The 25,686-nt window shown below is 63.2% G+C and carries 26 protein-coding genes; 4 read left to right on the forward strand and 22 right to left on the reverse strand.

Annotated features, from left to right (window positions below; genetic code table 11):
- Nucleotides 1-95: 95 nt before the first annotated feature.
- Nucleotides 96-476, reverse strand: coding sequence for a hypothetical protein (locus ACZ881_RS16570; protein WP_476117090.1), 381 nt, complete (start codon nucleotides 474-476; stop codon nucleotides 96-98).
- 136 nt (nucleotides 477-612) lie between these two features.
- On the opposite strand from ACZ881_RS16570, the gene ACZ881_RS16575 reads away from it, so the two are divergent.
- On the forward strand, nucleotides 613-1,146 hold the full coding sequence (locus ACZ881_RS16575; protein ID WP_091463952.1) for an ABC transporter permease family protein: 534 nt from the start codon (nucleotides 613-615) through the stop codon (nucleotides 1,144-1,146).
- 76 nt (nucleotides 1,147-1,222) lie between these two features.
- On the opposite strand, the gene ACZ881_RS16580 is transcribed toward ACZ881_RS16575, so the two are convergent.
- From ACZ881_RS16580 to ACZ881_RS16610, 7 genes are read right to left on the reverse strand one after another with little or no spacing between them, the layout of a single operon-like run.
- Nucleotides 1,223-1,630, reverse strand: coding sequence for an acyl-CoA thioesterase (locus ACZ881_RS16580; RefSeq protein WP_476117093.1), 408 nt, complete (start codon nucleotides 1,628-1,630; stop codon nucleotides 1,223-1,225).
- A 7-nt stretch (nucleotides 1,631-1,637) separates the two neighbouring features.
- A complete protein-coding gene (locus ACZ881_RS16585) occupies nucleotides 1,638-2,996 on the reverse strand; it encodes an MFS transporter (RefSeq protein ID WP_476117095.1) in 1,359 nt (452 codons plus the stop codon).
- Between the two features lie 2 nt (nucleotides 2,997-2,998).
- Nucleotides 2,999-5,389: a bifunctional salicylyl-CoA 5-hydroxylase/oxidoreductase gene (locus ACZ881_RS16590; RefSeq protein WP_476117097.1), complete on the reverse strand. Its 2,391-nt coding sequence runs from the start codon at nucleotides 5,387-5,389 to the stop codon at nucleotides 2,999-3,001.
- 15 nt (nucleotides 5,390-5,404) lie between these two features.
- Nucleotides 5,405-7,084 carry an AMP-binding protein gene (locus tag ACZ881_RS16595; RefSeq protein WP_476117098.1) on the reverse strand — a complete coding sequence of 560 codons (1,680 nt, stop codon included), beginning with the start codon at nucleotides 7,082-7,084 and terminating at the stop codon, nucleotides 5,405-5,407.
- Between the two features lie 57 nt (nucleotides 7,085-7,141).
- Complete coding sequence (locus ACZ881_RS16600; protein ID WP_476117100.1) at nucleotides 7,142-8,014, reverse strand: acyl-CoA thioesterase; 873 nt, start codon at nucleotides 8,012-8,014, stop codon at nucleotides 7,142-7,144.
- 3 nt (nucleotides 8,015-8,017) lie between these two features.
- Nucleotides 8,018-8,500, reverse strand: a complete 483-nt coding sequence (locus ACZ881_RS16605; protein WP_476117102.1) for a cupin domain-containing protein — start codon at nucleotides 8,498-8,500, stop codon at nucleotides 8,018-8,020.
- A gap of 30 nt (nucleotides 8,501-8,530) precedes the next feature.
- Nucleotides 8,531-9,394, reverse strand: coding sequence for a fumarylacetoacetate hydrolase family protein (locus ACZ881_RS16610; RefSeq protein WP_476117104.1), 864 nt, complete (start codon nucleotides 9,392-9,394; stop codon nucleotides 8,531-8,533).
- A gap of 137 nt (nucleotides 9,395-9,531) precedes the next feature.
- Here ACZ881_RS16610 and ACZ881_RS16615 point away from each other — a divergent pair, with 137 nt between their 5' ends.
- Complete coding sequence (locus ACZ881_RS16615) at nucleotides 9,532-9,930, forward strand: RidA family protein (RefSeq protein ID WP_017197358.1); 399 nt, start codon at nucleotides 9,532-9,534, stop codon at nucleotides 9,928-9,930.
- A gap of 40 nt (nucleotides 9,931-9,970) precedes the next feature.
- A complete protein-coding gene (locus ACZ881_RS16620) occupies nucleotides 9,971-10,315 on the forward strand; it encodes an iron chaperone (protein WP_476117106.1) in 345 nt (114 codons plus the stop codon).
- 81 nt (nucleotides 10,316-10,396) lie between these two features.
- Here ACZ881_RS16620 and ACZ881_RS16625 read toward each other — a convergent pair whose 3' ends face one another.
- The 12 genes from ACZ881_RS16625 to ACZ881_RS16680 all read right to left on the reverse strand — a co-directional run bounded on the left by ACZ881_RS16625 (nucleotide 10,397) and on the right by ACZ881_RS16680 (nucleotide 22,149).
- Nucleotides 10,397-11,200, reverse strand: coding sequence for an IclR family transcriptional regulator domain-containing protein (locus ACZ881_RS16625; RefSeq protein ID WP_476117108.1), 804 nt, complete (start codon nucleotides 11,198-11,200; stop codon nucleotides 10,397-10,399).
- A 252-nt stretch (nucleotides 11,201-11,452) separates the two neighbouring features.
- Nucleotides 11,453-12,121 carry a 3-oxoacid CoA-transferase subunit B gene (locus ACZ881_RS16630; RefSeq protein WP_476117110.1) on the reverse strand — a complete coding sequence of 223 codons (669 nt, stop codon included), beginning with the start codon at nucleotides 12,119-12,121 and terminating at the stop codon, nucleotides 11,453-11,455.
- A 2-nt stretch (nucleotides 12,122-12,123) separates the two neighbouring features.
- Nucleotides 12,124-12,807: a 3-oxoacid CoA-transferase subunit A gene (locus ACZ881_RS16635; protein WP_476117111.1), complete on the reverse strand. Its 684-nt coding sequence runs from the start codon at nucleotides 12,805-12,807 to the stop codon at nucleotides 12,124-12,126.
- 5 nt (nucleotides 12,808-12,812) lie between these two features.
- Nucleotides 12,813-14,036 (reverse strand): thiolase family protein, encoded by a 1,224-nt coding sequence (locus tag ACZ881_RS16640; RefSeq protein WP_476117113.1) that lies wholly within the window; start codon nucleotides 14,034-14,036, stop codon nucleotides 12,813-12,815.
- A gap of 100 nt (nucleotides 14,037-14,136) precedes the next feature.
- Nucleotides 14,137-14,586 carry a 4-carboxymuconolactone decarboxylase gene (pcaC, locus tag ACZ881_RS16645; RefSeq protein WP_476117115.1) on the reverse strand — a complete coding sequence of 150 codons (450 nt, stop codon included), beginning with the start codon at nucleotides 14,584-14,586 and terminating at the stop codon, nucleotides 14,137-14,139.
- Nucleotides 14,583-15,386: an alpha/beta fold hydrolase gene (locus ACZ881_RS16650; RefSeq protein ID WP_476117117.1), complete on the reverse strand. Its 804-nt coding sequence runs from the start codon at nucleotides 15,384-15,386 to the stop codon at nucleotides 14,583-14,585. Before ACZ881_RS16650 ends, pcaC begins: the two co-directional genes overlap by 4 nt.
- On the reverse strand, nucleotides 15,379-16,818 hold the full coding sequence (locus tag ACZ881_RS16655; protein ID WP_476117119.1) for a lyase family protein: 1,440 nt from the start codon (nucleotides 16,816-16,818) through the stop codon (nucleotides 15,379-15,381). Before ACZ881_RS16655 ends, ACZ881_RS16650 begins: the two co-directional genes overlap by 8 nt.
- A complete protein-coding gene (gene pcaG / locus ACZ881_RS16660) occupies nucleotides 16,815-17,429 on the reverse strand; it encodes a protocatechuate 3,4-dioxygenase subunit alpha (protein ID WP_476117121.1) in 615 nt (204 codons plus the stop codon). Before pcaG ends, ACZ881_RS16655 begins: the two co-directional genes overlap by 4 nt.
- A 4-nt stretch (nucleotides 17,430-17,433) precedes the next feature.
- Nucleotides 17,434-18,321, reverse strand: coding sequence for a protocatechuate 3,4-dioxygenase subunit beta (gene pcaH, locus ACZ881_RS16665; RefSeq protein WP_476117123.1), 888 nt, complete (start codon nucleotides 18,319-18,321; stop codon nucleotides 17,434-17,436).
- 50 nt (nucleotides 18,322-18,371) lie between these two features.
- Nucleotides 18,372-20,249: a bifunctional sugar phosphate isomerase/epimerase/4-hydroxyphenylpyruvate dioxygenase family protein gene (locus ACZ881_RS16670; protein ID WP_476117125.1), complete on the reverse strand. Its 1,878-nt coding sequence runs from the start codon at nucleotides 20,247-20,249 to the stop codon at nucleotides 18,372-18,374.
- Nucleotides 20,249-21,163 (reverse strand): shikimate dehydrogenase, encoded by a 915-nt coding sequence (locus ACZ881_RS16675; protein WP_476117127.1) that lies wholly within the window; start codon nucleotides 21,161-21,163, stop codon nucleotides 20,249-20,251. The genes ACZ881_RS16670 and ACZ881_RS16675 overlap by 1 nt, the downstream gene beginning before the upstream one ends.
- Before the next feature lie 215 nt (nucleotides 21,164-21,378).
- The gene (locus ACZ881_RS16680) at nucleotides 21,379-22,149 is read right to left on the reverse strand and encodes an IclR family transcriptional regulator (protein ID WP_476117129.1); all 771 of its coding nucleotides are present in this window, start codon (nucleotides 22,147-22,149) and stop codon (nucleotides 21,379-21,381) included.
- Nucleotides 22,150-22,354: 205 nt separating this feature from the next.
- Here ACZ881_RS16680 and ACZ881_RS16685 point away from each other — a divergent pair, with 205 nt between their 5' ends.
- Entirely contained in the window at nucleotides 22,355-23,689 is a 1,335-nt protein-coding gene (locus tag ACZ881_RS16685; RefSeq protein ID WP_178994512.1) for an MFS transporter, read from the forward strand.
- Between the two features lie 88 nt (nucleotides 23,690-23,777).
- Here the strand turns inward: ACZ881_RS16685 and ACZ881_RS16690 are convergent, their stop codons facing one another.
- Nucleotides 23,778-24,191: an S-layer homology domain-containing protein gene (locus tag ACZ881_RS16690; protein WP_476117131.1), complete on the reverse strand. Its 414-nt coding sequence runs from the start codon at nucleotides 24,189-24,191 to the stop codon at nucleotides 23,778-23,780.
- Nucleotides 24,192-24,195: 4 nt separating this feature from the next.
- The gene (locus ACZ881_RS16695; protein WP_476117134.1) at nucleotides 24,196-25,677 is read right to left on the reverse strand and encodes a carboxypeptidase regulatory-like domain-containing protein; all 1,482 of its coding nucleotides are present in this window, start codon (nucleotides 25,675-25,677) and stop codon (nucleotides 24,196-24,198) included.
- Between the last annotated feature and the right edge of the window lie 9 nt (nucleotides 25,678-25,686).

Consider the following 25,686-nt stretch of genomic DNA (forward strand, 5'->3'; position numbering starts at 1 on the left):
GTTGGTCCCCGCCGAGTTGCCAGGTAACCCCCATGCTCGGGCGCAACATCGGGGTTAACTGCAGTGTCGCGGGCCGCGTGCTCCCGGGTCCGGGATCAACCAAGCGAAAGAAGCAAGAAGAGGACTGCAAGAACCAGCGCCACCGGGCTCATCACGAACCGCTCGGGCTTACTGCGGGAGATCGCATTCATGGCAACGCCCAAAATGAAGTAGGCGGTAAGTACCCACATGAAAATGTCGGTGAAGGTTTCACTGACCAGGAGCGGCACAAAACCCGCTTTTGCCAACGCCGTGTAGCCGAACAAGGCGTAGAGCACGACGGAGACCACGCTGCCCACCCGCAACTTCCGCGGCAGGACGTCATGCTGCCCACCCCAAGCTAACCGCCCTAGGGGCGCGCCAGCCGCCAACGCAGCCTGGAAAACGGCCAAACAACCGAGAATTGTGCACGCGAGAATCGCCCAGAGCTGCTCCACGGTCTAAGCGTAAACGCAAGGCATCGCTCCACCGACTGGCCGCACCTTAGTAAGCATGCTTAGTATAGGACCATGCTGTTTCGAGGCTAACACGGCCTCAGAAAGTCCTTTCCGTATCAACGATAGGAACCACATCATGGCAGGAAATCTTGTAGCCCGGTCCATTCACGACCTCACCGCCGCAGCATGGTTCGGCGGCTCGCTGATGGGGGCCATCGGACTCAACGGCGCCGCAGCGGAAGCCAAAGACCCCACCGAGCGAACCCGCCTCTCAAGCAAAGGCTGGGGTAAGTGGGCCCCGGTCCAGACGGCAGCCTTCGCCGGACACCTGGCCGCCGACCTGGCCATCGCTTGGGAAAACAAAGGCCGGATCGCCAAGCAGGACAGCGTCGCCGCCAACACCATCTACAAAACAGTGGTGACTTTGGCCGGTGCAGCCGTCACCCTGTATGCAGGTGTAGTGGGCAAGAAGGTGGATGAGCTCTCCGACGAAGGCGCCGTGGGCGCCACGGAACCGAAGGCCGGCGCATCGGACGAGTTGAAGGCCGCCCAAACCCAGCTGAAAGCACTCCAGTGGGCCATTCCTGCGTTCGCTGCCTGGGTGATCATCCTGGGTGCCAAGCACGGTGAGATGCAGCGACCCAAGAACATCCTTAAGGGCCTGCGCTAGACAAACTCCTCGCCGAGATGGCAGTAGACACCAATCCCAGGCTTCAACATTGGTGTCAACTGCCATCTCGGCGGAGCTATTCGGCTGCCGGCACACCCTTTACGGCGCGGACCAGATGTTCCGGCCACGGCTGCGCAGCGGTGCTGCCGTTAGGGACGTGCACCGTGGTGACCGTCCCGTACGCGGCGACCTCACCGGCGTCGGACGTTACATCGAAAGCCATGGTCAGCGAGGTCCGGCCGAGCGCGTGAATCCTCACCATGGCGGTGATGCGCTGGCCGAACCACAGCTTCGCCTTGTAATTGATAACTTGCTGCACCCGCGGAGCGCTGGGGAAGTAATCCGGCAACTCCAGCGAGCGGAAAAGCTCAGCTTCCGCAGCCTCAACCCAGCGCAGGATCGCCGAGTTGTGCTGGTGTCCGGAGGCATCGGTGTCTACCCACTCCACCGTTCGCTCAACGCACGCCTCCGGAAACCTATCCACGATTCTCCTAGCGGGCGCTGACGGCGACGTCGTCAGGATCAACGTCGACGGCGGCAACCGGCACCTCAGGTTGTGGCTTGGGAATCATCGCCACAGCACCGGCCGCCAGTACTGCGATGCCGGCGAAGATCGCAAAGTTTGCCTCGAAGGGAAGCTTCGAGCCTGCGATCCAGCCACCAATCAAGGGCCCGGAGATGGCACCAAGGCGGGCGAAGCTCAGGGCCCAGCCCGTTGCCGTGCCACGAACCTTCGCCGGATAGTAGTCGGCGATGTAGCCGGTCAGGACCAGGGACGTAGAGATGGATCCGACACCCGCGAAGGCCACGAACAGCAAGTTGACCACCATGGTGTTGGGGAAGACGAGCAGCATGATGCCCAGCCCGCCCAGGATGTAGAACACCACCAGGATGAGCTTCTTGCCGTACTTGTCTGCGGCGCGGCCCAGGAGCAGGCCACCGATCGCGGAAGCAAGGCTGAAGACCAGGAGGAAGGTCAAGGATGAGCCGAGGTCGTAGCCGGCCTTCTTCATGATGCTCGGCAGCCACGTGTTCAGGCCATAGACGAGGACCAGGCCGCAGAAAAGCGAGATCCAGAAGAACACCGTGGAGCGCAGGTACTTCCGCGAGGACATGGTGGTGATGGTCTTCCACCAAGGATCAGCCTGCACACCTGCTTTGGGAGCCACGGCAACAACCGGCGTGTAGTTGGAGATGTTCAGCTTGGTGGCCAGTGCCTTGGCTTCGGACTTCCGGCCCTTTGATTCCAGGAATTCCAAGGACTCCGGGAGGAACTTCCAGATGATCGGAATCAGCACTACCGGCGCAGCACCAATGGCGATGACCGCACGCCAACCGCCCATGGGCAGGACGAACAGGGCGGCAAGAGCGGCGGCGACAATGCCCAACGAGTAGCCGGAGTACATGAGGCCGTAGTTGTAGGAACGCTTGTTCGGTGCCGAGTATTCAATGGTCAGGGCCGCCGCCACCGGGATGACACCGCCCATTCCCAGGCCACCGATTAGCCTGAACAGGCCGAAGAGCTCCGGCGTCGGGGCCCACGCGGCGCCAGCCTGGGTGAGCGTGAAGATTGCCATGGAAGCCAGGAGCATCTTCTTGCGTCCCACGAGGTCGCTGAGGGTGCCGATGAACAGGGCGCCGATAAGCATGCCGATCAAGGCATATGAGCCGAGTCCACCGAGCGCCAACGGGCTAAGGTTCCATTCCTTGTACTCAGCAAGGGCAGGAAGGATGGCCCCGAGGACGCCCACGTCATAGCCTTCGGCGAGGATCGCGAGCCAGCAGCAGAACAACACCAGTCCGGTGGTCTTCCTGGGCACATTCCATGTGTTGAGGGGTGCGGTCGCCATGGCTACTTCACCAGAACCGATGCGGCGGCGGACTCAGGAGTCCAGCGAAGGTGGGTGTTGGCCTCTTGGATATCGGCTTCCTTGAGCAAAGACAAGCGGGGGCGAACGGCGTCAGTGCGCGAGCTCGGCGGCTTGCGGCGGCCGGCACGGAACTGCGGGATCCACTGGGCGCCCGGGCCCTGGTATTCCTGTTCAGCTGCAGCGTGCAGCGTCCACTGGGGGTCGTAAAGGTGCGTACGGCCCAGGGCGATCAGGTCCGCGCGGCCTGCGAGGAGGATGGAGTTCACGTCGTCGTAAGTGGAGATGGCACCGACGGCGATCACGGCCACGCCTGCCGGTGCGGCAACTTCCTGGCGGATGCGGTCGGCGAACGGGGTCTGGTAGCTGCGGCCGAAGGCGGGCTTCTCTTCCTTGGCCACTTGGCCTGTGGAAACGTCCAAGCCTGCAGCGCCGTGCTCGACGAACGCCTTGGCGATGGACACCGAATCGTCGGAGGTGTTGCCACCCTCGATCCAGTCCGTTGCGGAGATGCGCACCGTCACCGGTTTGTGGACGGGCCATGCCGCGCGAACGGCGTCGAACACTTCCAGCGGGAACCGCAACCGGTTCTCCAGGCTGCCGCCGTATTCGTCGGTCCGCTTGTTGGATACCGGCGAAAGGAAGGACGACAGCAGGTAGCCGTGGGCGGCGTGGATTTCCAGGAGGTCGAAACCGGCCTCATCGGCACGGACCGTGGAAGCGACGAACTCCGCCTTGATGGCATCCATACCGGCTCGATCCAACTCCACGGGGGTCTGGTTCTCCGGGCTGTAGGGAAGGGCAGAAGGGCCGACGGCGGTCCAGTTGCCTGACTCGAGCGGCTGATCGATGCCTTCCCACATGAGCTTGGTAGAGCCCTTGCGACCCGAGTGGCCCAGCTGCGCGCCGATCCTGGCAGTGGAACGGCTGTGCACGAAGTCCACGATTTCCTTCCAGCTGTCCCGCTGATCGTCCGTGTACAGGCCGCTGCAACCGGGGGTGATGCGGCCTGCTTCGGAAACACAGACCATTTCGGTCATGACCAAACCGGCGCCACCGAGTGCTTTGGAGCCCAGGTGAACCTTATGGAAGTCGCCCGGAACGCCGTCCGTAGCTGAGTACATGTCCATCGGCGAGACCACAATGCGGTTCTTCAGCTCCAGCTCGCCGATACGGAAGGGCTGGAACATGGCAGGTGCCACCTCGTTGAGGCCCTGGGATTCGGCAAAGCCGCGGTCCACAGCGTCTGCGAATTCAGGATCGCGGAGGCGCAGGTTTTCCTGTGTGATGCGGCGGCTACGGGTCAGCAGGTTGAACGCGAACTGGGTGGGGTCCTGGTCCTTGTACTGGCCGATGCGCTCAAACCACTCAAGGGAAGCCTGGGCTGCGCGCTGGGTGGAGGCGACCACGGGCCGGCGCTCAGCCTCATACGCCGCCAGCGCGGACTCCACATCCGCGTGTTCGTGCAGGCAAGCGGCCAGTGCCAACGAGTCCTCCATGGCCAGCTTGGTGCCGGAACCGATGGAGAAGTGGGCCGTGTGGGCGGCGTCGCCCAACAGCACCACGTTGTTGTGGCGCCAGTTTTCGTTGCGGACGGTGGTGAAGTTGATCCACTTGGAGTTGTTGGTGAGGACCTCGTAGCCGTTGAGTTCCTCGGCGAAGATCTCGCGGATCTTGGCGATGGCCTTCTCATCCGAGACGCCGGGAGGGAAGACGTCGTTGGCCGTCTCATCGAAACCTGCCGCGTGCCACACGTCCTGGTGCATTTCCACGATGAACGTGGAACCCTCATCCGAGTAGGGGTACCCGTGGATTTGCATGACACCCCACTCGGTTTCCTTCACGAAGAATTTGAAGGCCTCGAACACCTGATCCGTACCCAGCCACATGAACTTGTTGGTCCGCGCGTCCAGGTTCGGCTTGAACGAGTCAGCGTACTTGGCACGGATCTGCGAATTGATGCCGTCCGCGGCAAGAACCAGATCGTAGTTGGCTTCAAGTTCCTCTACGGCGGGGGCCAAGGTGCTGAACCGCACGTCAACGTTCAGTTCGATGCAGCGACGTTGCAGCAGCTCCAGCAATTCCTTGCGGCTCATGGCAGCGAAGCCCTGGCCGCCGACTGTCATCATCTCGCCGCGGAAATGGATGTCGATGTCGGACCAGCGGGCGAAGCGGCGGCTCATGTATTCAGCCACCACGGGATCGGCGTTGCCGATGCCACCGAGCGTCTCATCGGAAAATACGACGCCGAAGCCAAAGGTGTCGCTGGCAGCGTTGCGTTCCCAGAGAGTGATGTCGTGCGACGGGTCCAGCTGCTTCATCAGTGCTGCGAAGTACAGGCCACCGGGGCCGCCTCCAACGATTGCGATTTTCATGGGTGTTGCTCCTTCTCAGGCCTGGCTCTGGCCGGCGGGGGTAAGTTGTTCGGTCTGGTTCGCGTTCGCTATAACGCCCTCGGCGAGAAGGCTGTCGCGGAGCTTGAAGTGCTGGAGTTTGCCGCTGGGATTGCGTGGCAGTTCGTTGACGAAGCGGACGTCCCGGGGGTACTTGTACGGGGCGATGGCCTGCTTCACGAAGTCCTGGATGTCCTTGCGCTTTGAGGCATCGCCGGTGACACCTTCGCGCAGCACGATGAAAGCGCAGACTATGCTGCCTCGCTCTTCGTCCGGAACTCCGATGACGGCGTTTTCCACCACATCGGGGTGCTGGTCGATGGCCGTTTCAACCTCGGGTGCGCCGATGTTGTAACCGGAGGAGACGATCATGTTGTCCGAGCGCGCCTGGTACGTGAAGTACCCGTCGGCGTCCATGGCGAACGTGTCGCCGGTGACGTTCCACCCCCGGACCACGTAGTTTGCCTGCCTGGCATCGTCGAGGTAGCGGCACCCGGTAGGGCCGATCACGGCGAGGCGGCCGATGCTGCCCGGGCCGAGTTCGTTGCCGTCGTCGTCCAGGATGGTGGCCCGGAACCCCGGAACAGCGCGCCCGGTGGTTCCTGGGCGGATGTCATCGCCGGCGGCGGAAATAAACACATGGAGCAGCTCAGTAGCGCCGATTCCGTTGACCAGGCGCAGGCCGGTAGCCTCGCGGACAGCTTCCCAGGTCTCCTTGGACAAGTGCTCTCCAGCAGAGACGGCAACTCGGAGGCCGCGGAGGAGGTCCCCCCGTTTCTCCTTCAGGATGGCCCGGTACGCAGTGGGAGCCGTGAAGAGGATCGTGGCACCAGCCGCTGCGGCGTGCTCTGCCAGTTCCACGGGTCCGGCTTTCTCAGTCAGGAGCGAAGACGCGCCGAAACGGAGGGGGAAGACCACAAGGCCGCCCAGCCCGAAGGTGAAAGCCAAAGGCGGGGAACCGGCGAAGACGTCATCGGCGGTTGGCTCAAGGATGAAGCGGGCGAAGGTGTCCGCGTTGGCCAGGATGTCCCGGTGGAAGTGCATGGTCACCTTCGGCACACCGGTGGTGCCCGACGTCGGACCCAGCAGCGCAACGTCGTCCGCTGAAGTGTCCACAGCCGTGAACACTCCGCTCTTTTGCCCACAGCGGGAGGTGAGGTCGTCGTCGTCGGACCCGTACGTCAGGACCTTAACCTGGTCCCCCGCCGCGACCCTGAGCTCGTCCACGAAGCGGTGATCAGAGATGGCCACCACCGGCTTGGTGAGACCGATGAGGGTGGAGACTTCGTTGGAGCGCAGCATGGGCATGGTGGTGACCACCACGGCGCCTGCCTTCAGCACGCCGAGCCAGGCAGCCACGATCCAGGGGTTGTTGGGCCCGCGCAGCAACACGCGGTTGCCCGGCACAACACCGAGGTCTTCAGTGAGGACCTGGGCCACCTGGTTGGAACGCTGCTGAAGCTGGCCGTAGGTCCAGACAACGCCGTCCGGGGTCCGCAGGGCCGGGCTGTCCGCGCCGTACTGTTCGACGCCATCGTCGATCAGTACGGCAGCAGCATTGAGCCGTTCCGGGTAGTGGAGTTCGGGAAGGGTGAATTCAAGCGCAGGCCAGGTATCGGCGGGTGGCAAGTGGTCGCGGGTGAACGTGTCCACGTGGGCCGATGGCATCATGCTCATGGCCGTTCCTTTCAGTGGTGCGTCGTTGAAGCGGAGTGGGGTTGGGGGCAAAACTGCTTAGGAGCCGGCCCGGATCATGCCCTCTTGGGCCACCGTGGCCAGCAGTCTTCCTTGCCGATCAAAGAAGCGGCCCATGGCGAGGCCCCTGTTGCTTTGACCGGAGATAGCTTCCTGGGCGTAGAGCACCCAGTCGTCAGCGCGACCGTCGCGGTGGAACCACATCGAGTGGTCCAAGCTGGCGGTGGCGAGTCCCGGGCTGGACCAATTGAGTCCGTTCACCCGGAGCAGCGGCTCCAAAATTGTGTAATCGCAGACGTAAGCCAACGCTGTGCGGTGCAGGTCGGCGTCGTCAGGCAGGGCATCAAAGGCCTTGACCCATATCGCCTGCTGCGGCACTGAGCCGCCTTCCAGTTCTATATATACCGGTCCTGGAATATGACGCATATCGAAGCTGCGGCCCGTGGACCAGTAGTCCGCCGCCGGACCATCCGTTGCGTCCAACGCTTCGGCAGCGGTCCGCAGCGATTCAGGCTCGACGGCGGCAGGAGCCTCGGGCTGGAAGTCCGGCCCGTTCTCGGGAACCTGGAACGAGCCCATGGCCGCATAGACGGGCTTGCCGTTCTGAAAGCCCCTGACGGTGCGGGTGGAATACCCGCGGCCGTCCCGGAGACGCTCCACTTCGTAGCGGACACTGGAACCGATATCCACGGGACGCATGAAGTAGCTGTGCATCGAGTGCAAAGTCCTGTCAGCATCAACGGACCGCATCATTGCGGCCGCAGCCTGTGCCACCATGTCTCCACCATAGGCTTTGGGCCACGGCACGTACTGGGTGGTTGCTTCATAGGCTTCGTCGAAAACCTCGGCCGTTGCGGGCGTAAGTTCAACGGCCTTGAGGAAGGTCTCGGACGTCAGAGTTCCAGTGATCATGGCTTAGGCCCGGCGGTAGTCGGCGAGAGTTTCGTCTGCGACATCTTCGAGGTTGACCACGAGGTTCTCCGGTGTGCGCGCGGTGAGCCAGACGAGCTCCTCCGTGATGGACATGTTGGCCTCGACATGGGGCATGAACGGCGGAACGAATACCCAGTCGCCGGCCTTCATGTCGATGAACTCTGAGTAGTTCTCGCCGAAGTAGATCCGGCCGTGGCCGCGGAGCACGTAGCCACCGGTCTCTGCCTCACCGTGGTGGTGCGGGAGTGAGCGGTAGCCGGGGGTGTTGGACACCTGGCCGAACCAGATCTTGGTTGCCGGGGTGTGCTGGATGCTCACGCCGGAGACGCGGATGCAATCGCCGGATTGAGCCGTGTTGGTGTTTTCGGCACCGGCGCGGGTGACAACGGGGACAACCTTGCCGTCAGCCTGCGCGTAGATGGAGTTGTCGCCTTCGAGACGGTATTCGGTGGTGGTCTGGCTCATGGGTCTCTCCTTTGTTGAGGTGTGAGGCTTTTAGGCGTTTGCCGGGACTGGTGCGTGGATCCGGAACTGGTTCTCCAGCCGGCCGATCCCGTCGATTTCGGTGGTGAGGATGTCGCCGTCTTTGAGGAAGCGCGGCGGGGTCATTCCCATCCCCACTCCCCCGGGCGTGCCGGTGAGGACGAGGTCGCCCGGGCGCAGGGTGGTGAATTGCGAAATGTAGGACAGGAGCTGTGCCGGGCCGAACACCAATGTGCTGGTGTTCCCCTGCTGCACAAGCTCGCCGTTGACGTAACCGCGGACGTCGAAATGTTCGCCGGCTTCATCTGCCGTGACCATGACCGGGCCTACAGGGGTGGTGCCGTCCCAGGCTTTGCCTTGGAACCATTGCAGGGTCCGGTTTTGCCAGTCGCGCATGGAAACGTCGTTGGCCACTGTGTAACCGGCGATTGCTTCACGGGCTTGGTCTTCGTCCGCGCGGAACAGTTCAGAACCCACGACGACGGCGAGCTCGGCTTCCCAGTCGACGCGGCCGCTGCCGTGGACTTCCACAGCGTCGTTTGCTCCGATCAGGGTGTCCGCGTACTTGGCGAAGAGGGTGGGGTACTCGGGAAGCTCGCGTCCCATTTCCTGGATGTGGTCCCCGTAGTTCAGACCGCAGCAGATGACTTTGCCGGCGCGGGGAAGGAGCGGTGCGAGGTCTCCTTCGCCTGCCGCGATGACTTTCTGCTCCTTGGACGCGGCAGCCCCTGCTGCCTTCTCGACGACCAACCGCCACTCCGGCTGCGCCAGGAGTGCCCCGACGTCAGTGGCGGGCAACGCGATGTAAGAGCCGGCACCCGTGGCGAGTGCCGCCGTCGTACTTCCGCCGGCCGTGCGCAAGGTGGCTAGTTTCATTGCGGGGTTCCCTTCGAGATTTTATGATGTGTCGACTTTTTTACGATCGTCACATATGCTCAACGTAGCACGGCGGAAATGATCTGCACAGAGGCTTTCCAAAAGTTTTTGCAGTTGCCACAACGAGGAGGAACAGCATGAGCCACACAACGATCAACCCGGAATCGCTGGCCAAACCATCCGGCTACGCACACGGCATCCTGGCCGGCAACACCGTCTTCCTGGGCGGGCAGACTGCCTTGGACAAGAACATGAACATCGTTCCCGGCGGGATTGTGGAGCAGTTCACGCAGGCGTTCTCCAACGTGATCACCACGCTGCGGGAGGCCGGCGGAGAGCCCGAAGACCTGGTCAACGTGACCATCTACCTCACCGACGTGGACGACTACATGGCGAACGGCCGCGAAATCGGACGAATCTGGCGGGAAATGGCGGGCTCGCAGTACCCCGCAATGGCCGGTATCGGCGTCACGCGCCTCTGGCAGAAGGAGGCCCTGATCGAAATCCAGGGCATCGCGGTGATTCCGGAACGCTAAACCTCTGGCCCTTGCGGTGCCCGTGGTGAAGCATGTCCCTATGGGAACCGTCACCGAATATCTTGAGGGCGTCAGCGAGGCCAACCGCTCGATTCTGGAGCGGATTGTGGGGATCGCCCGCGAGTTGGCCCCCGACGCCGAAGAAGGCATCAGCTACGGAATGCCCGCGCTGCTGGTTGATGGCAAGGGCTTCCTGAGCGTGCAGGAAACCACAAAGCACCTGGCCCTGTACCCGTTCAGCGGGCAGATCCTCCCGGAGATGTCGGAGGAGCTTGGGGGTTATTCGTGGTCGCCGGGAACGCTGCGGTTTTCTGCGGATAATCCCGTGCCGGACTCCATGGTGCGCCGGATCCTGGAGACGCGGTTGGCAGCGATCCGGAAATAGTCCCGTCCGGACCCAACTGAGTCGCAGTTCATGCCGTTTTGAGCCCTCATAACGGCATGATCTGCGACCTACATTGGTGGGTTAGTGCTTGGCGGAAACATCCTGCGAGATGGCCTTGGCCGTCGCGACCACTTCCTGGCGCACGGCGTCGAGGTACTTCACCGGGTTCGGCTGGGACGCGACTGCCTGAGCTTGCAGGGACACGTTGATCGCGGCCACGTTGTCGCCATTGTTGTGGTTCCACACCGGCGCTGCAATGGACATCAGCCCGATCTCCAGCTCCTGATCCAGAAGGCACCACCCTTGCGAACGGACATGCTCGACGGCGGCCCTCAAGTCGGGAACGCTGGCGACGGTTCGCGGCGTGATCGGCGTAAGTTCCGCCGTCGAGAGGTAGGCCTCGAACTTGGCCTGCGGCAAACCGGCCAGCAGGACGCGACCCATGGATGTGGCGTAAGCCGGGAATCGCGTGCCCACGGTGATCCCCACATTCATGATCCGGCGCGTGGCGACGCGGGCCACGTAGAAGATGTCCGGACCGTCCAGGACCGCGGCGGACGTCGACTCCCCCAGCTTCAGGCTCAACTGTTCCAAGTGCGGCTGGGCCAACTGCGGCAGGGACAACGCCGACAAGTACGAGTAACCAAGCTGCAGCACTTTGGCCGTGAGCGCGAAGGTCTTGCCGTCGGTGCGGACGTAGCCGAGTTCAACCAGGGTATGCAGGAACCTCCGGGCGGTGGCGCGCGTCAGGTCCGTGCGGGCTGCGACTTCGCTGAGGGTCATCACCGGGTTATTTGCGTCGAACGCCCGGATCACGGCCAGACCCCGTGCCAACGACTGAACATACTGGTCGCTGGCCTGCGGGGTTACTGGGGAATCGGTCATGGTTACCAATCCTAGGGTGCGTTGCGGGGCCTACTCTGCAGGCTAAGTTCCCGAAATACCCAGCAGAGCGGGCCCCACAACGGGGAGCGTGCAACTTGCGGGGCCTACTCTGCAGGCTAAGTTCCCGAAATACCCAGCAGAGCGGGCCCCACAACGGGGAGCGCGCAACTTGCGGGGCCTACTCTGCAGGCTAAGTTCCCGAAATACCCAGCAGAGCGGGCCTCACAACGGGGAGCGTGCAACTTGCGGGGCCTACTCTGCATTCTTCAGGGGCAGCGGTACGAGCTCCTGGATTTCCTCGAAGGTGCAGCCGAAGGTCTCGCGCACGGTGACGCCATCGGGACCTGTCAGGAACACTGCTTTGTCCGTGTACACGCGGGTGACGCAGCCGACGCCAGTGAGCGGATAGGTGCACTGTTCCACGAGTTTGGACACGCCCTCGCGCGTCAGCAGCGTCATCATCACGAAGACGTCCTTGGCGCCTGTAGCCAGGTCCATTGCACCGCCCACGGCGGGGATGGCGTCCGGGGCGCCGGTGTGCCAGTTGGCGAGGTCACCCGTTGCGGAAACCTGGAACGCACCGAGCACGCAGATGTCCAGGTGCCCGCCGCGCATGATCGCGAACGAGTCGGCATGGTGGAAGTACGAGGCTCCGGGCAGTTCGGTGACGGGGATCTTGCCGGCGTTAATTAGATCGCCATCGACGTCATCCCCAAGAGCGGCCGGGCCCATGCCGAGCATCCCGTTCTCCGTGTGGAGCGTGATGTTCTGTTCCTCGGTGAGGTAATTGGACACGAGTGTCGGCTGTCCGATACCCAGGTTCACGAACGAACCTGGGACGATGTCGCGGGCCACCAATTGGGCGAGTTCGTCGCGGCCCAGCGGCTTCTCCGAGGTCTGGATGCTGGTTTGTGTGCTCATGATCAGGCCACCTGTTCTGCGCTGGAACCGCCGACGCGGACCACGCTGTTGACGTAGATCCCCGGTGTCACCACGTTTTCCGGATCCAGGGAACCGGTGGGCACGATTTCCGAGACCTGCACGATGGTGTGCTTGGCAGCGGAAGCCATGATGGGGCCGAAGTTCCGTGCGGTCTTGCGGTAAACGAGGTTGCCCTTGCCGTCGGCTTTGAGTGCTTTGATCAGGGCGACGTCGGCGTGGATCGGCGTTTCGAACACCTGCCATTTCCCGTCCAGCAACCGGGTTTCCTTGCCTTCGGCCAGCGTGGTGCCGTATCCGGTGGGCGTGAAGAAACCGCCAATTCCAGCGCCCGCAGCCCGGATGCGCTCGGCCAGGTTGCCCTGCGGGACCAACTCCAGCTCGATCTCACCGGCGTGGAACTTGGCATCGAAGTGCCAGGAATCGGACTGCCGCGGGAAGGAGCAGATCATCTTGCGGACCCGGCCTTCCTTGATCAGCAACGCCAGGCCCTGATCTCCCTGACCGGCGTTGTTGTTCACCACGGTCAGGTCTTTCGCGCCGCAATCCATCAGCGCGTCGATCAGTTCGAACGGCTGCCCGGCGTTGCCGAACCCACCGATCATTACCGTGGAGCCGTCCTTGATGCCGGCGACAGCATCGCCCACAGTGTCAATGAAATTCAGCATGATCCTTAACCCTCCTGTGCCGATGCGCCGGCAGTAACGTTTTCGAGCACCACGGCCAGGCCTTGGCCCACGCCGATGCAGATCGCTGCGACGCCCCAGCGCTGCCCGGAAGCCTGCAAGGAACGGGCGAGCGTTCCCAGGATGCGCGTACCGGAAGCACCGAGCGGGTGGCCCATCGCGATCGCCCCGCCGTGCTGGTTCACGATTGAGGGGTCGATCCCCCACGCGTCAACGCACGCCAGCGATTGCGCGGCGAACGCTTCGTTAAGTTCGACGGCGCCAACTTGGTCCCAGCCGATGCCCGCCTTCGCGAGGGCCTTGTTCGCGGCCTCCACGGGTGCGAAGCCGAAGAACTGGGGGTCGTTGCCGTGCGCGCCACGGCCAGCGATGCGGGCCAGGGGCTCCAAACCAAGAATCCCGGCAGCGGCCTCGGAACCGATCCATGCGGCCGAAGCACCGTCAGACAGAGGTGAGGCATTCCCGGCGGTGACCGTACCGCCGTCGAGCCCGTCAGACTCAGGCCGGAAAACGGTCTTCAGCCCAGCCAGCTTCTCCGCCGATGATCCGGCACGGATGCCTTCATCACGGACCAGGTCAGTGCCGGGAACCTGCGAGACCAACGAATCGTAGAAGCCTTCGTTCCACGCAGCGTCGGCCAGATTGTGCGAATCAGCCGCAAAGGCATCCTGCCGCTCACGCGTGATCCCGTACTTCTCACGGAGGCGTTCGGTGGCTTCACCCAAGGAAATGGTCCAGTCCTTGTTCATGGCCGGGTTCACCAGGCGCCAACCCAAAGTGGTGGACGCGAGTGTCATGTCACCGGCCGGGTACGGCTTGGACGTCTTCGGCAGCACCCACGGAGCACGGGACATTGACTCAGCGCCACCCACCAGCATGAGGTCGGCGTCGCCGGCGTTGATCTGCCGCGAAGCGATGATGGCCGCGTCAAGCGACGAGCCGCACAGCCGGTTCACCGAGGTGCCCGGAATCGAGACCGGAAGGCCGGCCAGCAAGGTGGCCATGCGGGCAACGTTGCGGTTTTCCTCTCCTGCGCCGTTGGCGTTGCCGAACACCACCTCGTCGATCCGCTCAACATCCAACCCCGGCGCGCGGCGAACGGACTCGCGGACCACGTGGGCAGCAAGGTCGTCAGGACGGACAGCAGCAAGACCGGAGCCGAACTTGCCAAAGGGCGTGCGCACGGCGTCGTACACGAAAGCCTGGTTCATGGGTTTTCCTTCGTTCTCTTTCCCAACTGCGTAACAGCAAACGTCGCTATGGGCCCTCAGTGGGACGTTTGCTGTTACTCAGTTGGGTGGCGGTGGGGGGCTAGTTGGGTTCGTTGGCGTCGATGTCGGCGAATACTTTTTGGGCCGTCTTGAAGGCCGAATTGGCCGACGGCACACTGCAATAGATGGCGGTCTGCAGCAGGATTTCCTTGATTTCATCCCTGCTCAGGCCGTTGTTGAGGGCCGCCCGGACGTGCATGGCGAGCTCCTCCCAGTGACCGTGCGCCACCAGTGCCGTGAGGGTGACGGCGGAGCGCATCTGCCGGCTCAGGCCGGGCCGCGTCCAGATGCCACCCCAGGCAATCCTGGTGATCATGTCCTGGTAGTCCTCGGTAAAGGAATCCTTGGCGGCGTTGGCCCGATCCACGTGTGCGTCGCCGAGCACTTCGCGGCGGACCACCATGCCGGCGTCGTAAATGTCCTGGGCGGTGGCATCCGCCTGCACGGCACCATTCCGTACTGCGCCGTTGTCTTCGGAAGCAGTGCTCATCGTCCGTTCTCCTTCATGAAAGTGCGCATCAGCCCTGCCACAGCGGCCGGTGCCTCTGCGGGGGCGAGGTGACCTACGCCGTCGAGCGTTTCCACCGCGGCGAATCCACCGCCCGCCCGAATGCCTGCTGCCGTCTCTTCAGCGACCGACGGCGGCGCTACTGAATCCTCGACGCCGGCAATCACCTGTGTGGGGACGGCGATGCTGCCGAGCTGCTCGCGGACATCGAACACGGCGAGGGCCTCGCAGCAGAAGGCGTAGCCGAAGCGGTCGGCATCGCGGAGGGCATGCAGGAGGCGGCTGCTGATCTCAGGCTGGCGGTCCATGAACCCCGGGCCGAACCAACGCTCCGCGGAACCTTGGATCATCACGGGAGTTCCCAGTTTGCGGACGGTTTCCGCACGCTCCAACCAGCCTTCCGGCGTGCCGAGCTTGGCGCCACTGCACTGGACGGACAGGCTGAGCAGTCGGTCGCCGTGCTTGATGCCGAGCTGCAGGCCGGTGGCCCCACCCAGCGAGACACCCGCGTAGTGGAACCTTGCGCCCGGCGAAACAGAGTCGACAAGGTCGACGACGGCGTCAGCCAGTTCCGCCACATCGAAACCTTCGGTGACGGTCGGCGAGATGCCGTGGCCGGGGAGGTCCCAGCCGATGACGTCAAAGTCGTCGCCCAGGAGTGCCGCGGTTTCCGTCCAGAGAACGGTGGACGTACCCAACGACGGACCCACCACCAGGAGCGGATTGGTTCCCAGTTCGCGCTGCGGGGAAAGCAGCACGGCCTTGACAGTTGGCTTAGCCACGAGTGGCTCCCTTCGTTGGGGTTCCGGTGTTTTCGGCTGGCGCCACGAAGTCGGGGTAGGCGGCCAGCACGCGCCGTGCGATCCTGGATGCTTCACCGAGGTAGCTGGCGGGGTCCAGGAGCGCCTTAAGTTCGGCATCAGAAAGCTTGTCCGCGGGGACGGTTTCGCGCAGGAGTTTGGTGTAAATCCGGCCCTGCTCTGCGGCAGGTGCCTTGAGGGTTTCGTCGACGACGGCCTGCAGCTTCTGCTTTCCGTCCTCACCCAGGAGCGGGGCGACGGCGGCCGCCACACCTTCGCTGAGCAGCAGCGGTCCCGAGATCTCCAGGTTCCGGCGCATCGCATCGGGGAAGACACGGAGGCCCTTTGTGAGTTCGCGAAGGTGCCCGGCTGCGCCCAAGGCCAACGCGAGCAACTGACGGAGGGCAGGCCACTCGCTGTGCCAGGCGCCGTCTGGTCGCTCGTCGTTGAAGGTCGCAGCGGCCAGGTGCAACTGTGATGCCAGCCCCGGAGCCTGCAACGCCGCGCTGCGAATTAAAACCGACAGCACCGGGTTCTGCTTCTGCGGCATGGCCGAGGATACCCCGCGTCCGGCGGCCAACGGTTCGCCGAGCTCGCCCACTTCAGGACGGCTCAGGAACAGCAAGTCCGCGGCGATCTTCCCGAAGGAATCGAGGAGGGCAGCGAGGCCATCCCCCAGCGCCGTGACAGGGAGGCGGTTGGTGTGCCAGGGAGCAGGAGCTGGTGCGAGGCCAAGCCGGGACGCCAAGGAATCGGCCAGATCGAACGGCGTGGAAGCAGATCCCGCAGTCAACCTGGTCCCCGAAGCCAGCGTTCCACCGGCCCCGCCAAACTGAACCGGCAACTGAAGCAACTCCAGCCGGGCAGCCGCAGCCGCGACACCCTGGAACCACTGGGCAGCCTTGAGCCCGAACGTGTACGGCAGCGCATGCTGCGTCAGGCTCCTTCCCACGCACAGCGTTTCCGCATGTTCCCCTACCAAGGTGGCGAGCGCCGTCGTCGCGCTTCTTAGGTCAACCAGCAAAGCAGAAACGGTCCGGCTGGCGAGCAGCATCAGGGCGGAGTCGAGGACGTCCTGGCTGGTCAGCGAGGTGTGGACAGCTTTGGCCGCGCCGATGCCGGAGGTGTCCAAGGACTTGACCCGGGCACGCAGGTCGCCGAGCAGCGGAATCACCGGGTTGCCGCCACCTTGGGCGCGTTCGGCGATTTCGGCTGCGTGATATGAGCCGGCGTCGGCGGCTTCGGCCACCACAGCGGCGGAGCCGGCAGGGACCAGCCCCGCTTCCTCGAGGACACCAGCCCAGGAGGCTTCGACGTCGAGGATTGCCGCAATGACGGCATGGTCGCCCGTCAGTGCCGCCACAGCGGACGACGCCGAGACGGGGCTGAGGAGGCCGAAGTCGCCGTGGATCATGCCTTGTTTTTCCCTGCAGAATGATCGGCGTTGACGCTGGTTTCCAGCGAGCCGTCCTGTTGGAAGTCCAGGAAGACGGTCTCATCGCCGCCCTGCAGGCGGATGTCCCAAGTGAGGCCTCCGTCGGGGTCGCGGCGGGCGATGAGCGTCTTACGGCGTTCGGGTTCCAAGGAGCGCAGCAGCGGATCGTTGGCCAGCGCTTCCTCGTTTTCCGGCAAGTAAACGCGGGTGAAGAGACGGTTCATGAGTCCGCGGGCGAAGACGGCCACGGAGATGAACGCCGCCGCTCCGGGAGCCGTGGGTCCGGGGTTGACCGTGGTGAACGTGTACACCCCGGAGTTGCCAACAGAGCCGCGGCCCCAGCCGGTGAACGTGTAGCCGTCGCGGACCAGGGAGCCGGTGCGCTGGACGATGTTACCGTCGGAATCCGGCTGCCAGATCTCCAGGATGGCGTCCGGGATGGTGCTGCCCGAGCCGTCGTATACCGTGCCTTGCAGGCGAATGCTGCCTGGGCTGCCTGGTGCCAGCAGTTCGTTGTCCTTGTTGAAGGGAAGTGCGTAGCCGTAGAAGGGGCCTACGGTCTGGCCCGGTGTGGGTGTCAGCTTGCCCATGTGCTTACTCCTCGTCCCCGGCGTCGCCGTATGCTTCGTTCTCTGTCCAGGTCCGCTTGGAACCGGTCAGGATGATGTCCCACTTGTAGCCGAGCGCCCATTCGGGGCTGGTGAGCTCGTGATCATACTCAGCCACGAGGCGGTCGCGGGCGTCCTGGTCCACGATCGACTGGTAAATGGGGTCCAGCGGGAACAGTTGGTCACCCGGGAAGTACATCTGGGTGACGATGCGCTGCGTGAATTCTGATCCGAACATGGAGAAGTGGATGTGCGCCGGACGCCAGGCGTTCAGGTGGTTCTTCCACGGGTACGCGCCGGGTTTGATGGTGGTGAAGCTGTAGGAGCCGTCGTCACCGGTGATGCAACGGCCGACGCCGGTGAAGTTCGGGTCCAGCGGGGCGGGGTGCTGATCGCGCTTGTGGATGTAACGTCCGGCGGCGTTGGCCTGCCAGATCTCCACGAGTTGGCCGGCAACAGGGCGACCGTCGCCATCAAGTACACGGCCTGCAACGATGATGCGCTCACCCTGCGGCTCGCCGTTGTGCTGGATGGTCAGGTCGGATTCCAGCGCGTGCACGTCCTGGTGGCCGAAAGCGGGCGAGTAAAGTTCGATCGTCTCCGGGTCCGCGTGGTGCAGGCTCTTGGTGGGGTGGCGCAAGATGCTGCTGCGGTACGGCGCGTAGTCCAGACGCGGCATGGTCTCCGGCCCCCGGCCGTTCTTCAGGGCCTCCGCGTAGCGGTCGCTGATGCCCTTCATCTCAGCACTGAGGTCCGCTTGGGTTTCCACCTTCTTGGGGGAAACGTGCGCGGCGTGCGCCTCTGCGGGCGGTACGAGTTCCTCGGATTCGAGCGCTTCTGCGGTAGTGACTTGTGCGGTCTGTTCTTGCGGCACGGCCGGCTCCTTTCGGTTTATTGGTTCTCTTGGTTTGCTGGGCGGCGGGCCTAAACCCGGTGGAGCGAGTCGTATTGGACGGCGTGGCGTACGGGAGCATTGGGCGCCCCGTAGCCGTCGTAGTTGCCTCGACGCTCCACCATTTCGAAGAACACACTGCCCACGGTGGCGGTGTAGAAGTGGAGGAATTCGCCGTTGGCGTCCCGGTCATACAGGAGGTTGAGCTCCTTGAGGGTGGCCAGGAATCCAGGGTCGAGATCGAACCGGGCGTCCAGGTCCTCGTAGTAGTTGGCCGGAATCTGCAGGAACTCAAGGCCACGATCGCGGGCGGCCCGGGCCGTAGCCACGAGGTCGTCCACGGCGAAGGCGATGTGTTCCTGGTACGTTTTGCGGGCTGCCTGTGCCTGCTGCGCGGGTGCCAGGTTCAAGACCAGCCTGACCGCTCCGTTGCTGGTCTCCATGACCTGCGAGCGAACCAGCCCACTGGGGCTGGGGACCTCGGCGAAAGGCTGCGGTTCAAGGGCAAGGGCGCTGGTGTAGAAGAGGACAGCTTCGTCAAAGTGCTGCCAGGGCTGGGCGAGGTTCACGTGGTCAATGACGGCATTCTGCTGCGCTGCGGAGTGCTCCAGCCCTTCGCCGAATTCATGCGTCCACGCAGCGGTGCCATCGGCGCTGCCCTGGCACAAGAAAATCTCGGTGGAGTCCGGAGCTGAGATGCCTTGGAAGACTTCCTCGTCGGCTTGGACCTTGCGAGCCACTACCGGCGCCTTGAGTTGCTGGGCGCGAGCGGAGGCAATCACCGGAGAGTCGACGTCGAACCCCAATGCTGCGATAGCCGGTTCCGAGTGCGATGCCGCTTGCTCGTTGATGATCACGCGGGCCTGTCCCATGGTCCAGAGCTGGACGTCCTTAGTGCGGTGGCGGCCTTCGAATTCGAAGCCGAGCTGGCCCAGGAGCTTCTCAAGCTGCGCGGTGTCGTCGGCCTTGACCTCGGCGAAGTTGAAGCCGGCGGGCTCGTTCACCTTGGGCAGCGTGGCCAGTTCCATGGGATAACGACGGCGGGACGCACTGCCGTTGCCGGCCGCGGTTTCAGTTTCCGTGGGGCTACTCGCGAGCCACTTGGCGCTCTGCTCCTCGAGCCAGATCAAGGAGCGCATGGCGTCGACGGCCGTGCGCTCGGTGTCCGACTGACGGAAGACGTCGTTGAAGACTTCGAGGGAGACCGGACCTGTGTATCCTGCGCGGACTACATGGCCCATGAACTTGGCGAGCTCAAACTGGCCCTCACCCGGGAAAACGCGGTAGTGGCGGCTCCAGGAGAGCACATCCATGGACAGTTTAGGGGCGTCGGCGACTTGGACGAAGAAGATCTTGTCCGCGTTGATGTTCTCGATCGGCGCGGTGTCCCAGTCGCGGGAAAGGATGTGGAACGAGTCCAGGCAGGTGCCGAGGTTGGGGTGGTCAACCATTTCAACCAGACGGTACGCGTGCTCATAGTCGTTGACGTACTTACCCCAGGCGAGGGCCTCGTAGGCAACCTTGACACCGTGGTCCCCGGCCAATTCTGCGAGCTCGGTCAACTGCGCGGCGCGGAGTTCGTCGTCATCAATGGTGGCCGTGGCCACGTTGGAGCAGACCAGGATGGTGTCCATTCCCAAGCGGGACATGAGCTTGAACTTGGCCTCGGCCCGGCGAAGGTTGGCTTTGAGCAGGTCCGGAGTGACGCCGTCGAAATCCCGGAACGGTTGGTAGAGGTCCAATCCCAGGCCGAGGTCCGCGGCCATTTTCCGGACGTCTTCAGGACTGTGTGGGGACGTGACGAGGTCCTGCTCGAAGATTTCGATGCCGTCGAAGCCCGCGATGGCGCAGGCCTGCATCTTCTCCTTCAACGTGCCGGACAGGCAAACCGTGGCGATTCCGGTGCGCATCAGTTGCCCGCCTTCGTCAGCTCGGGGGTCAGCGCAGCCGCAGCGTCTTCCACTGCGATCAGCTCCAGGAAGTGCGCCCGCATCCGTTCACGATCAGCTTCGCGTCCGGTGATGAGTTGGAAGGCGTCAGCCGCCTGGCCGACTGCCATCCGGCCTCCGTCGAGCACGTCGCAGCCCTTGCCACGTGCCTCGCGGACCAGTTGCGTTTCGATCGGGCGGTAGACGATGTCCGCGACCCAGTGCCGCGGTTCCAGGAGATCGATGTCGAGGGGCAGGCCCGGGTGCGCGGCCATGCCGATCGGTGTGCAGTGCACCAGGCCGTCGGCGAGGGGCATGATCCCGCTTAGCTCTGCGGTAGTGCGCGGCGTGACTGTGGCCGCAGGGAAGAGTCCGCCGAGTTCCGCGGCGCGTTCAGCGGCGCGGGATGGGTCCATGTCAACGAGGTCCAGCGTGGCGACCCCTGCTTTGAGGAGCGCATACGCGACGGCCGAACCGGCACCGCCGGCACCAAGCTGGACCACGCGGTCGAGCTTTGCGCTCGGCAGCCCAGAGGTGAGTGCCGCACCGAAGCCGGAGAAGTCTGTGTTGTGGCCGATGAACCGGCCGTCCTGAATGAGGACCGTATTCACGGCACCCAGCCTGCGGGCGTCGTCGGAAATTTCATCCAGGTGCTCAAGCACCAGCTGCTTGCACGGGTGCGTGATGTTCAGGCCGTTGAAGCCCATCCGCTGGGCTGCGGTGAGGAGGTCCCCGACGGCGGTGGCCGGCAATGCGAGTTCCAGCAGGTCCAGGGGGCGGTACAGCAAGCGAAGGCCCTGCACATCGGCTTCGCGTTCGTGCATGGGCGGCGTGAGCGAGGGCATGACGCCTTCGCCTATGAGGCCCACCAGAACGGACTCGGCTCGGTTGCTCATCCTAAAGCTCCTTTGACTTCAGCACCTCGGACTCTAAGCGCTTTCTGAGGGCGCCGCCTGACCGGGTGTTTTTTAGATTACTACAAGTGTTCATATTCCGCACGCTTGTTCTTATCGCGAACAATCGAACCAGGCGGTGCGTTGCGGGGCCTGCTTTACACCCTTCGTCGCCCATTTGGCGCGCAGAGCGGGCCTCGCAACGAAGGTGGCCGAGGTCATCGCTGGGGTAGGCGGGCCGCGAGTTCAGCCGCGGCCTCCTGGAGGGTGGGTACGTGCGCGATGAGTTCTTCCATGGACATGCGGAACACCGGCACGGCGGTGGCCAGCGATGCGAATGCGTGCCCCTGGGAGTTGAGGACCGGCACCGCAACTGCGCGCATGCCGATCTCGTTTTCCTCGTCCATCACGGCATATCCCTGGCGACGAACCTGTTCGATTTCCGCGCGGAACGCCTCACGGTCGGTGATGGAATGCTCCGTCAGCGGGTCAAGGGGAAGTTCTTCCAGCAGCCGCTTGCGCTCAATCTCTTCCTCGAAGGCCACAATGGCCTTGCCTACCGAGGTGGTGTGAAGCGCCCCCAGGTGGCCGGGGTCACTGGTGACGCGAAAGGTCTTGGGGCCATCCACCTTGTTCACGGTGAGGTGATGGTTGCCATCACGAACGGACAAGATCGTGGCCTCATGCGTGCTCTCGGTGACTCGCTGGAGGACCGGCAGCGCGGTGGCAGCAAAGCCATGATGATTCGAGACGCGCTGACCCAGCTGGAAGACGCGCAGCCCCAGGTGGTAGCGGCGCCCATCGGGCTCGTAATCCACAAAGCCGTCACGGGTCAGCGAGCCCAACAGCCTGTAGGTAGTACTGAACGGCAGATTCGCACTCCTCGCCAAGTCCGCAGCACTTGCGCCCCGGGGTTCATTGCCCAGCAATACCAACAGGCTCAAGGCCTTGCCGACCATGTCGGTCTTTGTGTCCTCTTTCACACTCATAGCTCGATGCTCTCATATAGTGAGAGCTATTTCTAGATGGTGGCGACTTCTCTTGACAAGTGACCCTACTCACAGTCAGTATTGCTGTATTGCACAAGTAGCTCTCACCATGCGGTTACTAGTGCAGGGATCGACCGGCCGCACCTCGCTTGGGTCTCCCCAAAGAAGCCAGATCCGCGACATCGTCGTCACAGAAGGAACACCCATGAGCCAAACAATGCCGTCAGCGACGCCAGGCACTGAAACCACCGCCGGAACCCCAAAGAAAGCTGCGCTTGCCAGCTTCCTGGGCAGCGCCGTCGAGTACTACGACTTCTTCATCTTCGGCTCTGCCGCGGCGCTGATCTTCCCCCACGTCTTCTTCCCCTCCGCCGATGCCAACGCGGCCATCATGTCCTTCGCAACCTTCGGTTTCGCCTACATCGCCCGTCCCGTGGGTGCCGTGATCCTGGGTCACTTCGGTGATCGGATTGGCCGGCAAAAGGTCCTCATGTTCACGCTGGTCCTCATGGGTGCCGCCACTTTCGTGATTGGCTGCCTCCCGGACTTCAAGACCATTGGCTGGTGGGCTCCCGTCCTGCTGGTAGTTGCCCGCCTATGCCAGGGACTTTCTGCCGCTGGTGAGCAGGCCGGTGCTTCCTCCATGACTTTGGAGCACGCCCCGGACAACCGCCGCTCCTTCTTCACCTCTTGGACCCTCACCGGCACCCAGGGCGGCCAGATCCTCGCTGCGTTGGTCTTCATCCCGGTGGTGGCACTGCCCGACGACATCAAATACGGCATCGGTTGGCGCATTCCGTTCTGGCTGAGCGCCGTGGTTGTTCTGGTGGCCTTCTTTATCCGCCGCACCCTCCACGAGCCGCCGGCCTTCGCGGAAGCCAAGAAGAACAATGAGATCTCCAAACTCCCCGTTGCCGATCTCCTGAGACTGCACTGGCGCGACGTTCTCCGCGTCGTCTGCTGCGCCTTCATCGCCGCAGTGAGTACGGTCTTTGGAACACTGGCCATCAAATACGCCCAGGATGTTGCAGGCGTCAACAGCACCATCACGCTCTGGCTGGTGGTTGCGGCCAACGTTGTTGCTTTGGGAACGCAGCCGCTGTTCGGCATGCTCTCGGACAAGATCGGCCGCAAGCCCGTGTTTATCTATGGAGCCCTTTCCAGCGCGATCATGACGCCGGTGTTCCTGCTGACCCTCGAAGGCGGCAACGTGCCGCTGATGTTCCTGGTCTCCGTGGTGTTCTTCTCCTTCGGATACGCCGCCGCCAACGCCGTATGGCCGTCCTTCTACGGCGAAATGTTCAGCACCAAGGTCCGTTTCTCCGGCTTGGCTATTGGCACCCAGCTCGGATTCCTCATGGCAGGCTTCGCACCGGCCATCGTCACGGCTTTGGGTGGCACCAAGCCCGGCGGATGGGTCCAAATCTCCATCTTCACCGCGGTGATCTGTGTGATCGCAGCTGTCTCGGCCATGACAGCCCGTGAATCCGCCAAAACTCCCACCACGGAACTCGGCCTGCACAAGCAAGCCCAGCACTAAACAAGCCCAGCGCTCCTTCCGGGTTACCCGTCCTGGAGCGCGGAAATGCCCGGCACGTCATCCTGACATGCCGGGCATTTCGTTGTCCCTACTTATCCAATGCGTTGAACCTGTACATGAAAGCAGCCATGGCATCCCGCTTGACGGGTGTGACGGGCCGGTAAGTGTGGTCATCCCAGCCAGTGCTGATTTCTGCGGAAGCCAACCAAGCAATTTCCTTGTAGAACTGGCCATTGGCCGGAACGTCGGTAAACGGCGAGGTGGCCGGCGGCTCAAAGTCTGTGACCTTGGAGAAGCGGTACAAGAACGCAGCCATCGCGTCGCGGTTCACTGGCTCCACGGGTCGGAAGGTTTTGTCCGGCCATCCACCCGAAATCTTGGTGGACGCGAGCCACGCGATTTCCTTGTAGAACTGGCTGGTCGTGGGGACGTCCACGAACGGCGACGTAGCTGGCGGCGTGAACGCGGGTTGCCCCGCCAACCGGTACAGGAACGCAGCCATGGCGTCACGGTTCACGGACAGCAAGGGACCGGAACGTGGCGTCAGGCCAGCCCGTGGAGATGCCGGTGGACTTCATCCAACTGATCTGGTGGTCGAACTGTTGGCCTTCGAAGACGTCGGTGAAGTCGGCGCGGGACCAATAGCCCACCGTTCCGACGTCGGTCTTGGTGCCGCTGCTGACCGCGATTTCTTTGGCCTCGGATTGCTCCGCGACGCTTCCTGAATAGGTGAGACCAGCGAAGCGCACATTCGTCGTGTTGCCGCGGAGGCGATAGGACCCGGTGGTCAGGCCAGTGATTTCGAACCTGCCTTGGGCATCCGTGACGGCTTTCCTCGTCACGAGCGCATCGTCGCGGGTGTAGGCCTCGACTACCGCGAACGGCAAAGGATGGCCGCTGCCATCGCGCAGGTATCCCTTCATGCTCCCGCCATCCGTGCCCGAGAAATCGAAACGGGTTTTCTGCTCATTCGCCGTGAGTGTGATGGTCTGCGCAGGACCGGGACCCTTGTCCTCACTCACACCGCTGTAGTACTGCCCCTCATAAGAGCTCTTCGCCCGGTGGGCGCTGCTGACGGTCACCATATCCAACGCAAGCTTGTATTGGCCGGGCTGAAGCCCGCTGACAGTGTAAAAACTGCTATTAACCGGGACGTCCTTCACTACTTTGCCAGTGAGGTCATGGACAGAGACCCTGTGCTCGCCTGCACCCGTTGCCGGCCAAGCACTGGACACCCAACCACTGATGCTGGAGCCCGGATCACCGGCCAGATCTGCATTGTAGACATCCTGCTCACCCGCGATGGAGATAGTGGAGGCTTCAGCGAACGAAGCTCCTCCTCCATGCCAGGAAGTAATGACGCCACCGCTGGCCCGGATCCGATAGAGGCCATCAGGGATTCCACGGAGATCATAGTAGCCACCGCTGCTTGGAAACTCTGAAGCGACAACGGTTCCGGAGGAGTCCAACGCCTCGACAACCACGGTGGTCGTGTCCACGTAGTAGGGCATCAGGACCCTGCCTTGGATCCTGCCGCCGCCCATGTTTTGGTCGATTCCCGTAACGTCCTGTCCCTCGTTGACCAGCACCGGAGTGGAGGTGCTCAGGTCCGAGCCGCCATAGACCTCCATGCTCGTCCACCCGGGGTCGCTGGAATGGAAATAGACCTTGTATTCTGCGGCCGGCAGGCTGGGAAGCGTATAGGTACCGTCGGGGTTCACCGTCCCTGACGGAGCGTTCGAGGACGGACTATAGAGATTAATCGCAAAGACGGAGACCGACCCCAGGTCCACATTTGAACGGACAGTAACGGTTCCGCTGATCGAACCGCCCGTCGAGCCGCCGGCCGTTGCGGTCTCGGCTGGAACCGTCGCTCGGCCCACAGTCAAGGCCTGCGCCGGAACCATCCCCAACACCAGTGATGCCGTCAGTGTTGCGATCATCGCCGGAGCGGCCGCACGCCAATGCCGGATCCTCAAAAAAGACACGGAATTCCC

This window comes from Paenarthrobacter sp. TE3676 (genome assembly GCF_056279165.1).

What these genes read in the sequence shown, in the direction of transcription:
- ACZ881_RS16635 (WP_476117111.1), bottom strand. Translation starts at nt 12,807, where the DNA reads ATGCTGAATTTCATTGACACTGTGGGCGATGCTGTCGCCGGCATCAAG.
- ACZ881_RS16600 (WP_476117100.1), bottom strand. Translation starts at nt 8,014, where the DNA reads ATGATCACTGGAACTCTGACGTCCGAGACCTTCCTCAAGGCCGTTGAA.
- ACZ881_RS16625 (WP_476117108.1), bottom strand. Translation starts at nt 11,200, where the DNA reads ATGACCGATTCCCCAGTAACCCCGCAGGCCAGCGACCAGTATGTTCAG.
- ACZ881_RS16690 (WP_476117131.1), bottom strand. Translation starts at nt 24,191, where the DNA reads ATGGCTGCGTTCCTGTACCGGTTGGCGGGGCAACCCGCGTTCACGCCG.
- ACZ881_RS16685 (WP_178994512.1), top strand. Translation starts at nt 22,355, where the DNA reads ATGAGCCAAACAATGCCGTCAGCGACGCCAGGCACTGAAACCACCGCC.
- ACZ881_RS16620 (WP_476117106.1), top strand. Translation starts at nt 9,971, where the DNA reads ATGGGAACCGTCACCGAATATCTTGAGGGCGTCAGCGAGGCCAACCGC.
- ACZ881_RS16640 (WP_476117113.1), bottom strand. Translation starts at nt 14,036, where the DNA reads ATGAACCAGGCTTTCGTGTACGACGCCGTGCGCACGCCCTTTGGCAAG.
- ACZ881_RS16655 (WP_476117119.1), bottom strand. Translation starts at nt 16,818, where the DNA reads ATGATCCACGGCGACTTCGGCCTCCTCAGCCCCGTCTCGGCGTCGTCC.
- ACZ881_RS16575 (WP_091463952.1), top strand. Translation starts at nt 613, where the DNA reads ATGGCAGGAAATCTTGTAGCCCGGTCCATTCACGACCTCACCGCCGCA.
- ACZ881_RS16615 (WP_017197358.1), top strand. Translation starts at nt 9,532, where the DNA reads ATGAGCCACACAACGATCAACCCGGAATCGCTGGCCAAACCATCCGGC.
- ACZ881_RS16595 (WP_476117098.1), bottom strand. Translation starts at nt 7,084, where the DNA reads ATGAGCATGATGCCATCGGCCCACGTGGACACGTTCACCCGCGACCAC.
- ACZ881_RS16675 (WP_476117127.1), bottom strand. Translation starts at nt 21,163, where the DNA reads ATGAGCAACCGAGCCGAGTCCGTTCTGGTGGGCCTCATAGGCGAAGGC.
- ACZ881_RS16630 (WP_476117110.1), bottom strand. Translation starts at nt 12,121, where the DNA reads ATGAGCACACAAACCAGCATCCAGACCTCGGAGAAGCCGCTGGGCCGC.
- pcaC (WP_476117115.1), bottom strand. Translation starts at nt 14,586, where the DNA reads ATGAGCACTGCTTCCGAAGACAACGGCGCAGTACGGAATGGTGCCGTG.
- pcaG (WP_476117121.1), bottom strand. Translation starts at nt 17,429, where the DNA reads ATGGGCAAGCTGACACCCACACCGGGCCAGACCGTAGGCCCCTTCTAC.
- ACZ881_RS16680 (WP_476117129.1), bottom strand. Translation starts at nt 22,149, where the DNA reads ATGAGTGTGAAAGAGGACACAAAGACCGACATGGTCGGCAAGGCCTTG.
- ACZ881_RS16590 (WP_476117097.1), bottom strand. Translation starts at nt 5,389, where the DNA reads ATGAAAATCGCAATCGTTGGAGGCGGCCCCGGTGGCCTGTACTTCGCA.
- ACZ881_RS16605 (WP_476117102.1), bottom strand. Translation starts at nt 8,500, where the DNA reads ATGAGCCAGACCACCACCGAATACCGTCTCGAAGGCGACAACTCCATC.
- ACZ881_RS16670 (WP_476117125.1), bottom strand. Translation starts at nt 20,249, where the DNA reads ATGCGCACCGGAATCGCCACGGTTTGCCTGTCCGGCACGTTGAAGGAG.
- ACZ881_RS16610 (WP_476117104.1), bottom strand. Translation starts at nt 9,394, where the DNA reads ATGAAACTAGCCACCTTGCGCACGGCCGGCGGAAGTACGACGGCGGCA.
- ACZ881_RS16585 (WP_476117095.1), bottom strand. Translation starts at nt 2,996, where the DNA reads ATGGCGACCGCACCCCTCAACACATGGAATGTGCCCAGGAAGACCACC.